13 protein-coding genes are annotated in these 11,589 nt (G+C 43.3%); 9 read left to right on the top strand and 4 right to left on the bottom strand.

The genetic code is table 11. The features are described from left to right. Positions 1-18 precede the first annotated feature (18 nt). On the top strand, positions 19-501 hold the full coding sequence (locus LIX84_RS15765) for a YajQ family cyclic di-GMP-binding protein (protein WP_005377415.1): 483 nt from the start codon (positions 19-21) through the stop codon (positions 499-501). Positions 502-603: 102 nt separating this feature from the next. On the opposite strand, the gene LIX84_RS15770 is transcribed toward LIX84_RS15765, so the two are convergent. After that, complete coding sequence (locus LIX84_RS15770) at positions 604-1,524, bottom strand: precorrin-2 dehydrogenase/sirohydrochlorin ferrochelatase family protein (protein ID WP_006743261.1); 921 nt, start codon at positions 1,522-1,524, stop codon at positions 604-606. Positions 1,525-1,984: 460 nt separating this feature from the next. Between LIX84_RS15770 and LIX84_RS15775 the strand changes: the two genes are divergently transcribed. Then, positions 1,985-3,013 carry an amino acid ABC transporter substrate-binding protein gene (locus LIX84_RS15775; protein ID WP_005396567.1) on the top strand — a complete coding sequence of 343 codons (1,029 nt, stop codon included), beginning with the start codon at positions 1,985-1,987 and terminating at the stop codon, positions 3,011-3,013. Positions 3,014-3,019: 6 nt separating this feature from the next. Here LIX84_RS15775 and LIX84_RS15780 read toward each other — a convergent pair whose 3' ends face one another. Further along, positions 3,020-3,160 (bottom strand): hypothetical protein, encoded by a 141-nt coding sequence (locus LIX84_RS15780; protein WP_005396568.1) that lies wholly within the window; start codon positions 3,158-3,160, stop codon positions 3,020-3,022. 71 nt (positions 3,161-3,231) lie between these two features. Here LIX84_RS15780 and LIX84_RS15785 point away from each other — a divergent pair, with 71 nt between their 5' ends. From LIX84_RS15785 to LIX84_RS15800, 4 genes are all read left to right on the top strand, one after another. Further along, positions 3,232-4,437: an amino acid ABC transporter permease gene (locus tag LIX84_RS15785; RefSeq protein ID WP_226421701.1), complete on the top strand. Its 1,206-nt coding sequence runs from the start codon at positions 3,232-3,234 to the stop codon at positions 4,435-4,437. Between the two features lies 1 nt (position 4,438). After that, entirely contained in the window at positions 4,439-5,536 is a 1,098-nt protein-coding gene (locus LIX84_RS15790; protein ID WP_226421702.1) for an amino acid ABC transporter permease, read from the top strand. Positions 5,537-5,559: 23 nt separating this feature from the next. Continuing rightward, positions 5,560-6,309, top strand: a complete 750-nt coding sequence (locus tag LIX84_RS15795) for an amino acid ABC transporter ATP-binding protein (protein WP_005377400.1) — start codon at positions 5,560-5,562, stop codon at positions 6,307-6,309. A gap of 251 nt (positions 6,310-6,560) precedes the next feature. Further along, entirely contained in the window at positions 6,561-7,223 is a 663-nt protein-coding gene (locus tag LIX84_RS15800) for a Bax inhibitor-1/YccA family protein (protein ID WP_005396571.1), read from the top strand. A gap of 77 nt (positions 7,224-7,300) precedes the next feature. Here the strand turns inward: LIX84_RS15800 and LIX84_RS15805 are convergent, their stop codons facing one another. Then, positions 7,301-7,675, bottom strand: a complete 375-nt coding sequence (locus LIX84_RS15805) for a hypothetical protein (RefSeq protein WP_005396572.1) — start codon at positions 7,673-7,675, stop codon at positions 7,301-7,303. 408 nt (positions 7,676-8,083) lie between these two features. On the opposite strand from LIX84_RS15805, the gene LIX84_RS15810 reads away from it, so the two are divergent. After that, positions 8,084-8,413 carry a TusE/DsrC/DsvC family sulfur relay protein gene (locus tag LIX84_RS15810; protein WP_005377396.1) on the top strand — a complete coding sequence of 110 codons (330 nt, stop codon included), beginning with the start codon at positions 8,084-8,086 and terminating at the stop codon, positions 8,411-8,413. 3 nt (positions 8,414-8,416) lie between these two features. Here LIX84_RS15810 and yccX read toward each other — a convergent pair whose 3' ends face one another. Beyond that, complete coding sequence (gene yccX, locus LIX84_RS15815) at positions 8,417-8,689, bottom strand: acylphosphatase (protein WP_054867047.1); 273 nt, start codon at positions 8,687-8,689, stop codon at positions 8,417-8,419. Positions 8,690-8,779: 90 nt separating this feature from the next. Here yccX and LIX84_RS15820 point away from each other — a divergent pair, with 90 nt between their 5' ends. Further along, positions 8,780-10,183, top strand: a complete 1,404-nt coding sequence (locus LIX84_RS15820; RefSeq protein WP_226421703.1) for a methyl-accepting chemotaxis protein — start codon at positions 8,780-8,782, stop codon at positions 10,181-10,183. A gap of 161 nt (positions 10,184-10,344) precedes the next feature. Beyond that, positions 10,345-11,538 carry a class I SAM-dependent methyltransferase gene (locus LIX84_RS15825; RefSeq protein WP_226421704.1) on the top strand — a complete coding sequence of 398 codons (1,194 nt, stop codon included), beginning with the start codon at positions 10,345-10,347 and terminating at the stop codon, positions 11,536-11,538. The last annotated feature ends 51 nt before the right edge of the window (positions 11,539-11,589 follow it).

Raw genomic sequence — 11,589 nt, forward strand, 5'->3', positions numbered from 1 at the left:
AATAATCAAGGAATCTTCATGCCATCGTTTGATATTGTTTCTGAAATCGATACGGTTGAACTACGTAACGCCGTTGATAATGCTAACCGTGAATTGTCTACTCGTTTCGATTTCCGCAACGTTAATGCGAGCTTTGAGCTAGTAGAAGAAAACGTAAAAATGTCTGCGGAAGGTGACTTCCAACTTAAGCAAATGCGCGATATTTTACGTGGCCACTTGGCAAAGCGTAATATTGATGCAAACGCAATGGATGCACAGGACCCAGATGTAACTGGTAAGAACTGGCACCAAACTCTGCTTTTCCGCCAAGGTATCGATACACCAACAGCCAAAAAAGTAGTGAAACTTATCAAAGACGCAAAGTTAAAAGTACAAGCCTCTATTCAAGGCGACAAGGTACGTGTTACTGGTAAGAAACGTGATGACCTGCAAGCGACAATGGCAGCGATTCGTGAAGCAGAGATGGGCATACCATTCCAGTTTAACAACTTCCGTGATTAATCTGTCTGAGAAGTAACTTAGTTTAAAAACGCCAGCGCATAGTTCGCTGGCGTTTTTGTTGGCCTTTTAATCGAGAAGCCAAGTGCCCACTTTTTAACGTGGTTATATCACCAAGTCCTGCCCTTGCAGCAATAAGAACTCGCTCGTCCCTTTAGGGATAAACACGCAAACTCGAAGCTTTTCAGATTTAGCCTTGGTCAACATATCAGAGAGTTCAGCTGCGCTGGAGAAAGCTTCTCGCTCTGCATCTCTTCGTATTAGCTCTAACACGTTCGCTTCGCATCGAGTTGAGTAAAGTGCTAGCTCGGCTTGTTGCATGTAGCGCACGGCCTTAATTGGCAACATCTCAACGTCTTTCCCTACCTGTATCCAAGTACAACTTCCTTTTTCATCCAAAGGTGTTGCCATGGTCGCTTGGTAAATCGTTTCTAACTCTCTATTATCTCGCGCGTTTTCAACCTCAGGATTCGAGAAGAATTGCTCCCAAAACTTACGACGTAAATCGACGCTAGGTAGTGCTTCTTTAATCGAATTACGCTTTGAGTTAGCAAAGTCCGCCATCAACCCCATGTTTTGTGGCAGTATCGATTCAAGCTTTTCACGGATGTTTCGAATCAAAACTGGTGAGGCGCCGCCACTAGAAATAGCAATTTGTATGCGGCCACGATTGATCATAGAGGGCGTAATGAAGTCACAATAAGGCTTATCATCCACAACGTTCACTAGGATGCCTAATTCTTTCGCATCTTTATACACTTGGTGATTTAGCTCAGGATTATCTGTCGTGGCCCACACTTGAACAAAGCTTTTAGTGACAATGTCACTTGAATAGAAACGTTGCACCCAGCGCACTTGATGCTCTGCAGCAAGCTTAGACAGAAAATCGACCAACGTTGGAGAAACGATAGTGACATCCGCCCCTGCTTTTAGCAAAGCTTCCACCTTTCTGCTTGCCACTTCACCGCCGCCCACGACAAGAACGGGTTTATTGATTAAATCTAAGAACAGAGGAAAATATCGCATTTCAATCCATGATTACTCTAATTAGCTGTTGCAGACCATGCTACCAAAAATGGGGCAAGCTCATCACCCTGTTTCGGTATCACAAATAATTTTTGTTCGAATTTTTACTGAACTTCACCAAGCTCAGCTAATGACAGTTTTAATAACAACTTTTTATTCTCTTGTATTGTTCACTCTTCTATTGATTGTTCTGATGCACCAAATTGTCCATGATTTGCACTATTTACAAACAATTAACATTTCGTCATTCTAAATCTCAAGGCGCTTTGTAAGTTCTCTCAAAACTTCATTTAAATTATATATTTGAGAATTAACAGATCCTTTCCTACGCTTATAACTGGTTGATCTATCGAATACCGTTTCTTCGAAAATCAATCACGTAGGACGATAACTCTAACGAATTGGACACGTTATTTCAGGTCACTCCTGATTAAACATGGATCATACAGGAAGGATACAAATGGCAAATAAACTCACAGTTCTTGCTTCCGTCGTAGCGGCTTCTACTGCGATGATGGCAACATCAGCTCAAGCAGCAGACACTACTCTGGACAAAGTCACAAAACAAGGTTTTCTTACTTGTGGCGTAAGTACCGGTCTACCTGGTTTCTCTAACCCTAACTCAAAAGGTGAATGGGAAGGTATCGACGTAGAATATTGCCAAGCACTGGCTGCAGCCGTTCTTGGGGATAAAACGAAAGTTAAATATGTACCCCTAACCGCGAAAGAACGTTTCACTGCGCTTCAATCAGGTGAGATTGATGTGCTTTCTCGTAACACCACCTGGACACTGCATCGTGATACTGCACTTGGCCTAAACTTCGTAGGGGTAAACTACTACGATGGCCAGGGCTTTATGGTGAAGAAAGATCTTGGCATCTCAAGCGCAAAAGAGCTTGATGGTGCATCAGTTTGCGTACAGTCCGGTACAACAACTGAGCTGAACCTTGCTGACTACTTCCGTAACAGCGGTATGTCATACAAGCCGGTCGTATTTGATACGGCAGCCCAAACGTCAAAAGGTTTCGATGCAGGACGTTGTGATGTGTTAACGACTGACCAATCTGGTCTTTATGCATTGCGCCTGAACCTGAAAGATCCCTCTTCTGCAGCCGTTCTTCCGGAAATCATTTCTAAAGAACCACTAGGTCCCGTCGTTCGTCAAGGTGATGACCAATGGTTCAACATTGCGAAGTGGACATTATCAGCAATGATTAACGCCGAAGAGTATGGTATTAGTTCGAAAAATGCGGATGAAATGCTGAAATCGAAAGATCCAAACATCAAACGTATTCTTGGTGTTGACGGTCCGAAAGGCAAAGGTTTGGGTATTCGTGATGATTGGGGCTACCAAGTTATCAAGCAAGTCGGTAACTATGGTGAAAGCTTCGAACGCACAGTCGGTACTGGTTCGCCGTTAGAAATTTCTCGTGGCGTTAATGCGCTATGGAATGCAGGCGGCTTTATGTACGCGCCACCAATCCGATAGAACGAGTTAATCAGGGCGGTTCATGCCGCCCTTTTTCTTGATTTTATCCATCTGTATGAGTAAGGACCGCTCATTGAATGGCAAGAAGTATTCGCTTAGATAGGCTATTTCAACTCGAATATCGCCGTTTAGCTCTGGTGAAAACATGCTTCGACCAGCAAGGACGTGACTATTTATACAGGCAGATATCTATAACTAAGGTTTGAGGTTATCGCTGTATGAAACCGACAAAAGATGCATCGCCAAGTACGATGTCCAAACCGAGCGGAAGCAAGAGCTTGATTTATAATCCCGCCTTTCGTTCTGCTATTTTCCAGATCATTGCCATAGCTGCACTGGTATTTTTCTTTTACACGATTATTAACAACGCACTGAACAACTTAGATGCTCGTGGGATCGCTACGGGTTTCGGTTTTTTAAATCAAGAAGCCGGGTTTGGTATCGGGCTGACGCTAATTGAATACGATGAAACGTACTCTTACGGCAGAACGTTTTTTATTGGCCTTCTAAATACGGCGCTGGTCTCCATATTAGGTATTATTCTGGCTACCGTGATTGGTTTTACCATGGGGATCGCTCGCCTTTCCTCTAACTGGTTAGTGAGTCGCTTGGCTGCTGTTTATATCGAAACGTTCCGAAATATCCCACTTCTTCTACAAATATTTTTCTGGTATTTCGCTGTTCTTCAAGCATTACCCTCACCTCGTCAAAGCTTGAGCCTTGGCGAAGCCATCTTCTTAAATGTTCGTGGTTTATATTTTCCAGCTCCAGAAATGGAGGCAGGCAGTGGCTTTGTTATTGCTGCATTAATCTTCGGGGTGATCGCCAGCTTGTTAATTAATGTATGGGCGAATAACAAGCAACGCCTAACTGGGCAACAAACGCCAATGGGAAGAATAGCTTTAGGCTTAGTCGTTGGCCTTCCGCTGATTGTCTACTTCCTTGCTGGTATGCCAATTTCACTAAATTATCCTGAACTGAAAGGGTTTAACTTCCAAGGTGGTATTAGCATTATTCCTGAACTTGCTGCACTACTTTTGGCACTGAGCGTTTATACCGCCTCCTTCATTGCCGAAATTGTACGTTCTGGTATTAATGCGGTTAGCCATGGTCAAACGGAAGCAGCGATGTCGCTGGGCTTACCACGCACGAAAACTTTAAAGCTTGTTGTCATTCCGCAAGCGTTACGAATTATTATTCCACCTTTAACCAGTCAATATCTCAACCTCACCAAAAACTCATCGTTAGCGATGGCGATTGGTTACCCAGATCTTGTCTCTGTCTTTGCAGGTACTACCCTGAACCAAACGGGGCAAGCGATTGAGATCATTGCGATGACGATGGGCGTGTACTTAACCTTAAGTTTGATTACGTCTGCATTAATGAACTTGTATAACCGTAAAGTCGCACTGGTGGAGAGATAATATGAGTACTCATCAATTTCAACCGGATCTCCCACGACCAGCCAATACCGTCGGTTTTGTTGGTTGGATGCGGAAAAACCTATTTAATGGACCTGTCAATTCCATTGTTACCGTAATTCTTGCTTATCTTGTCTTTAGTGCAATTTGGCATATCGTTGATTGGGCGTTTATCAACGCGGACTGGATTGGTTCGACGCGTGACGATTGCAGCCGAGAAGGTGCTTGCTGGGTATTTATCAGCGTGCGCTGGGAGCAGTTCATGTACGGTTTCTATCCTGAGTCTGAACTGTGGCGCCCTCGCCTTTTCTATATCACATTGGCTATATTTACTGTGTTGCTAGCGTATGAAAAGACACCGAAACGGATTTGGATTTGGCTTTTCTTCGTAAACATCTACCCATTCATTATCGCTGGGCTGTTATACGGTGGGATATTTGGGCTAGAAGTGGTCGATACACACAAATGGGGTGGATTACTCGTTACGCTCATTATTGCGCTAGTCGGTATTGTCGTTTCATTACCTATTGGTGTGGTACTCGCGCTCGGTAGACGTTCAGAGATGCCAATCATTCGCAGTATTTGTACCGTCTATATTGAAGTTTGGCGTGGTGTGCCACTGATTACCGTTCTGTTCATGGCTTCCGTTATGCTGCCTTTGTTTATGTCCGAAGGGTCCGAGACAGACAAACTTATTCGCGCTCTTATTGGTGTAGTGATGTTTGCCTCGGCTTATATGGCAGAAGTGGTACGGGGTGGCTTACAAGCGATTCCAAAAGGCCAATATGAGGCTGCCGACGCACTTGGGTTAAGTTACTGGAAAAAAACAGGGCTTATTATCTTGCCGCAAGCGCTGAAGATTACGATCCCTTCTATCGTGAACACGTTTATCGGATTGTTTAAAGACACCAGTTTGGTTCTTATCATTGGTATGTTTGACGTACTAGGTATAGGACAAGCAGCAAACACCGACCCTGACTGGCTAGGCTTTGCTACTGAAAGTTATGTATTTGTCGCGTTAGTGTTTTGGGTATTTTGTTTTGGCATGTCGCGTTATTCGATATGGCTTGAAAACAAACTTCATACCGGTCACAAACGATAACTCATCAAGCTCAAGGACGTATTATGACGCAACAACAAGACTATATGATCCAATTGAAGGATATGAATAAATGGTATGGTGAGTTTCACGTACTAAAAAATATTAACCTCGATGTTAAGCGCGGGGAAAAAATCGTAATCTGTGGCCCATCAGGGTCAGGAAAATCAACGATGATTCGCTGTATTAACCGCCTCGAAGAGCACCAAGCTGGTAGCATCTATGTTTCTGGTACGGAGTTAACTGAAGATTTAAAAAATATTGAAGCTGTGCGCCGTGAAGTGGGCATGTGCTTTCAGCACTTTAATCTCTTCCCTCATTTAACCGTACTGGAAAACTGTACGCTCGCGCCTATTTGGGTGAAGAAGATGCCTAAAGATGAGGCAGAAGCGGTCGCGATGAAATATCTGGAACGCGTTAAAATTCCGGACCAAGCAGAGAAATATCCTGGCCAGTTGTCTGGTGGTCAGCAACAACGCGTGGCGATTGCTCGCTCTTTGTGTATGAACCCTAAAGTCATGCTTTTTGATGAACCAACATCAGCACTTGATCCGGAGATGGTTCGCGAAGTGTTGGATGTAATGGTCGAGCTCGCCGAGGAAGGCATGACCATGCTCTGTGTGACACATGAAATGGGCTTTGCGAAAGAGGTTGCCGATCGCGTGATATTTATGGACGCAGGAGAGATCATCGAAGAGAACAACCCTGTTGATTTCTTTGAAAACCCTCAATCAGATCGAACTCAAAATTTCCTAGCGCAAATCTTACATCACTAAGATCTTTTGCAACTGGTATAATAAAAGCACTGATTTCAATGAAGTCAGTGCTTTTTGTCACTAAATTCAAAAATTCTGTGTGACAATTGCTATGACTTTGCTCTGCAGTAATATTGTGTTACAAGTTGTCAAATACATAACATCTTATTTCTATTATTATTTTATCTAAGTTACGCATGGTTAGGGCTTGATTTTTTGAACTTTCAATCCCATAAATGTACTTAAAAGAAAGTCTCTTATCGAGGAAGATTATGAACAGTCCAATGTTTACCCGCACTTCAACACAAGAAAGTGCTCTACAAACAAACAAAGTATTGCGTAATACTTACGCACTACTTTCAATGACGCTTTTATGGTCGGCAGTCGTTGCTGGCGTAGCAATGGCATTTAACCTGCCACATCCAGGAATCATCCTAATGTTGGTTGGTTTCTACGGCCTGTTATTCTTAACAGAGAAAAACCGTAACAACAGCCTTGGCCTTGTGTTTACGTTCTTATTCACTGGTTTCTTAGGCTACACTATTGGTCCAATCTTAAACATGTACATCGGTGCTGGGATGGGCGATATCGTATTAACCGCTCTAGGTGGTACGGCGCTATCTTTCATGGCGGCATCAGCTTATGCACTAACAACAAAACGTGACCTATCTATGATGGGCGGCTTGATGCTATCGCTGTTTGTTGTGCTTGTTGTGGGTATGATTGCAAGTTTCTTTATTCAATCAACCATTTTACACTTGGCGTTGAGCAGCTTGTTTATCATTTTCTCTACGATGGCGATCCTGATGACAACACAAAGCATTATTCGTGGCGGTGAAACAAACTACATCTCTGCGACAGTGACTTTGTATGTATCAATCTACAACATCTTCATCAGCCTACTAAGCATTCTAGGTATTATGAACGACGATTAATCGTTCAACACAAGATGAATTTAAAAAGCCCGAAGGTATTTTCCTTCGGGCTTTTTCTTTGTCAGTGATTAAGTACATTACGCCTGTTCGACTGCTAACTCGATAACTTCATCAGCTTCAGGGTTTTCTCTAAAACGTCTCACTTTAATCGTATCTTCACCCAACATGATTTGCTTGGCGATTCGATGCATACCATCAAAAACACGGTAATCATTGGTTAAAATTACGGGATACGACAAATCGGCATTGTTGATGCGTTGGCAATGCTTCGCGATCTCACGACAGGTTGGCTGTGGTCCATCATCACTAAACCAGGTCACTTCATTAGGGCCTTTGATATCATCAATAGCAATTTCTTCTACAGGTAGGGACTCCGCGAGCTCCCAAATACGCTCAATAGACCAAATGGATTTTACGTTGTCATTTATTTCAATGTAACGTTGTTTCGACATGACTAACTCCTTGTCATCATTATTGTTTACAACCAGAATGTAGGTTGCTTATCAACCAAGAGAATATCGGTCTATAAGAGCAAACACAACGTCGTAAGCTATTCATTCACCGATAAAATTCCATATTCAGACAAGTAGCCAAGAAAAAACCAAAACAAAAATGAATAAGCCTGGATATCCATGCAATTTTATTGGTACTCAACCCGAAAAATTTCTAACAAACTGAATAGTTTCCTATTTATTTGAATAAAAGAACATTTATATCAAAGCACCTGGCTCAGTCAAAAAGCACTCACCATTTTGTACGCTTTTGCTTCGCTCGGCACTACTTCGAGATTCTTTTGTTGAGAACATCCTCACCTGTCGCTAATCTATAAACATCCATGTTCACTTAACGGATAAAACGTTATGTTCGTTTACAACGGCAAAGAAATTGAAACTGATGCTCAAGGCTACTTACTGGATCATACTCAATGGGAAGAAGGTATGATTGAGCTTTTAGCAAAAGAAGAAGACATCGAGCTTACGGATGCTCATTTGGAAGTTGTGCACTTTGTGCGAGATTTTTATGAAGAGTTTAATACTTCCCCTGCTGTGCGTATGCTTGTCAAAGCAATGGAAAAAGCGCACGGCCCAGAAAAAGGTAACAGTAAGTATCTATTCAAGCTGTTTAAAAAGGGGCCAGCCAAACAAGCGACTAAATTAGCCGGCCTACCAAAGCCAGCTAAATGCTTGTAGAATTTACAAAATCTTAAAACCGCGCAACGGCTTATATGACGCAGACTCCTGTATCACACTCTCTACTGTTGCCGTTCGCGGGCCTTCTTTCAACCACTCGGAAAACGCACCTATTTGTGCGTCTGTTCCACACGCCATAACTTCAACATCACCATCGTTTAGGTTCTTCGCGTAACCCGTCAAACCCAGTTTCAATCCTTGATGGGAAGTATGGTAACGAAAGCCGACGCCTTGAACGTGACCTTTTACTATAAATCTCTCACACTTTACGTTCATCTTTGTACCGCTTCTTTTTACTGAGTGATATATTCTTTTCGTCTATTCACCCCACTAAGGATAGTGGGTTTTTGCACGGTTATTATAATTATGAAAGAAATTCCATTCCGCTGGATTGATAAGTATCTCATTCACTTAAAGATTCAAGAAAAGTTCTATTTGCTCTTCGTTCTCCCTCTTCTTGCTTTAGTCATTCTCACTCTCGTCCTTAATAGCGCGGCTAATACGTTGATCTCAAGTATGTACCAAGAAGAGCTCATGCTTATGAAAGGTCTGATAGAGGCAGGCAACCTTTCTCAATCGCAAGTAGCAAACCTCATAGCTGGTTCAGAAACCGTTTCTCTTGGCTCTGGTCCGCAATCCGTGTCTGTTCTAAATGGTGCGTACAGCTTGGTTGCAAACCATGAACTTTCTTTATGGGCTGCCCTATCAACGACTCAAGTGAGCATCATCTGTGTGAGCTTGTTTATTCTCGCGCTTGGCGTTTACTACATCATGACGTTTATCGGCGGCGCAATGTTCACGATGAATAAAGCATTAAACACCCTAGCGGATGGTGACCTAACCGCGAGAATGAACTTCTTCCCAGTTCGCGACGAGTTTAGTGAAATTGCTATTACGATAGACAAAGTTGCAGAACGAGAGCAACAAATGGTGCTGTCGATTCAAGAGTCTGTGGCGTTAATGCAACAAATTAGCTCAGACCTGAATCTATCAATTCATCACAGTTCAGATATTTCTGCGACGCAACAAGAGCACCTCAACTCTCTTGCGAGTGCAACGGAACAGATGGCATCAACGATTCGAGAAGTCGCGACATTAGCTCACGATTCAAGCGCGCAAACCGATGATGCGCGCAGCGTGGCTCAGTCTGGACAAGTAAAAGTAGAGAATACGCTTCACTCGATTTCGAACCTCTCTAATGAGATTCAATCTGCGTCTCAAGCAGTAGCGGAGTTAGATGCCAATGCCGCACAAATTGATGAAGTCGTGACAACCATTAATGGGATTTCCGAGCAAACTAACCTACTTGCATTGAACGCAGCCATTGAAGCAGCACGTGCTGGTGAGCAAGGTCGTGGATTTGCGGTCGTTGCGGATGAGGTTCGCGCTCTTGCGGGACGCACTCAGCAAGCGACGGTTGAAATCCAAACGATGATTGAATCGTTACAGCGTAACAGTCAGTCGCTTACTAAGCTGATGGAAGTGACAGTTAATAATGCAAATAAGGGACAAAACCTCATGACGGAAGTGAATCACGAAATCGGCTCTTTGGCAGATAAAAATCAAACTATCTCCGACAGTAGCATTCAAATTGCAACAGCAGCTGAAGAGCAAGGTGTAGTCGCGGACAATATCGCCTCAAGCGTTGAAGAAATTCGAGTTCAAGCAGATAACGTGTGCAATATGATCAGCACGACTTCACAAAACGTGGATCAACTGCGTAAGCAAAGCGACACAATGGAGTCGCTCCTTACTGGACTTAAAGCATAGCAACGGAATCTGTTACAGCAAATTCAAATAAAAGGGTCACTTTAGTGACCTTTTTTGTATTTAAAAGTCACTACAATGTACTGGATTGCCGAGGGATATTGCTTTTACCATTCACATCCCGGACAATACGCCCCTTTCAAAATTCAACAAGAGCTAATGAAATGACAGCTGCTATCTATTTGGTTAAAGGTCGTGAGAAATCGGTCAAGCGCAAGCACCCTTGGATCTTCTCTCGAGGCATCAACAAAGTTGAGGGCGAACCTGCTCTTGGCGAAACGGTTGATGTATTCACTCACGACGGTAAATGGCTAGCTAAGGCGGCATATTCGCCAGCTTCACAAATTCGTGCTCGTATTTGGAGTTTTGATAAAGAAGAAATCGACACCGCGTTTTTCGTAAAACGATTAAAAGACGCACAACTTCTTCGTGAAGACATTATCGAACGTGATGGCCTTACGGGTTACCGCCTTATCGCGGCAGAGTCTGATGGTATGCCAGGCGTTACGATTGACCGTTACCAAAACTTCTTTGTGTGTCAACTTCTCAGTGCCGGCGCAGAACACAATAAACAGGCCATTGTTGATGCTCTAGTTGAGTGCTTCCCTGATTGTAATGTGTACGAGCGTTCTGACGTCGCGGTACGTAAGAAAGAGGGTTTGAAAGAAACCACGGGCGTCTTGCACGGCGAAGAGCCACCTAAATCGGTCGTCATCGAAGAAAATGGCGTAAAGATTAGTGTAGATATCGTTGGCGGTCATAAAACAGGTTTCTACCTAGATCAACGTGATAGTCGCCAGCAAGCGATGAAATATGTGAAAGGCAAGGAAGTTCTTAACTGCTTCTCTTACACAGGTGGCTTCGGACTTTACGCTCTGAAAGGTGATGCAAAGCGTGTGATAAACGCTGACGTATCACAACCTGCTCTAGACACTGCGAAGTTCAACGCAGAACTGAATGAATTTGATATCTCGAAGAAGCGCGCCGTGTTCCTAAACGCAGACGTGTTTAAACTGCTTCGTGAGTATCGTGACCAAGGAACTCAGTTCGATGTGGTTATCATGGATCCACCTAAGTTTGCAGACAGTAAAGCCCAACTAAACGGCGCATGTCGTGGTTACAAAGACATCAACATGCTAGCAATGCAAATCCTAAAGCCTGGCGGTACGCTACTGACCTATTCGTGCTCTGGCTTAATGGATCAAGTTTTGTTCCAGAAAATCATTGCTGACGCAGCCTTAGATGCTAACCGCCAAGTAAAGTTTGTGGAACGTTTTGAACAAGCCGCTGACCACCCAATCGATACAGCATACCCGGAAGGTTTCTACCTGAAAGGTTTTGCATGTAAAGTTCTGTAATCACAGTGTTAGTTTACCGTATTATTAAATAAAAAAACGGAGCGAAAAAAC

It is taken from the genome of Vibrio sp. E14 (assembly GCF_020515785.1).
Lineage (GTDB): Bacteria > Pseudomonadota > Gammaproteobacteria > Enterobacterales > Vibrionaceae > Vibrio > Vibrio diabolicus.

Coding starts and splice junctions, on each gene's coding strand:
- LIX84_RS15765 (WP_005377415.1), top strand. CDS start 19: ATGCCATCGTTTGATATTGTTTCTGAAATCGATACGGTTGAACTACGT.
- LIX84_RS15770 (WP_006743261.1), bottom strand. CDS start 1,524: ATGCGATATTTTCCTCTGTTCTTAGATTTAATCAATAAACCCGTTCTT.
- LIX84_RS15775 (WP_005396567.1), top strand. CDS start 1,985: ATGGCAAATAAACTCACAGTTCTTGCTTCCGTCGTAGCGGCTTCTACT.
- LIX84_RS15780 (WP_005396568.1), bottom strand. CDS start 3,160: ATGTTTTCACCAGAGCTAAACGGCGATATTCGAGTTGAAATAGCCTAT.
- LIX84_RS15785 (WP_226421701.1), top strand. CDS start 3,232: ATGAAACCGACAAAAGATGCATCGCCAAGTACGATGTCCAAACCGAGC.
- LIX84_RS15790 (WP_226421702.1), top strand. CDS start 4,439: ATGAGTACTCATCAATTTCAACCGGATCTCCCACGACCAGCCAATACC.
- LIX84_RS15795 (WP_005377400.1), top strand. CDS start 5,560: ATGACGCAACAACAAGACTATATGATCCAATTGAAGGATATGAATAAA.
- LIX84_RS15800 (WP_005396571.1), top strand. CDS start 6,561: ATGAACAGTCCAATGTTTACCCGCACTTCAACACAAGAAAGTGCTCTA.
- LIX84_RS15805 (WP_005396572.1), bottom strand. CDS start 7,675: ATGTCGAAACAACGTTACATTGAAATAAATGACAACGTAAAATCCATT.
- LIX84_RS15810 (WP_005377396.1), top strand. CDS start 8,084: ATGTTCGTTTACAACGGCAAAGAAATTGAAACTGATGCTCAAGGCTAC.
- yccX (WP_054867047.1), bottom strand. CDS start 8,689: ATGAACGTAAAGTGTGAGAGATTTATAGTAAAAGGTCACGTTCAAGGC.
- LIX84_RS15820 (WP_226421703.1), top strand. CDS start 8,780: ATGAAAGAAATTCCATTCCGCTGGATTGATAAGTATCTCATTCACTTA.
- LIX84_RS15825 (WP_226421704.1), top strand. CDS start 10,345: ATGACAGCTGCTATCTATTTGGTTAAAGGTCGTGAGAAATCGGTCAAG.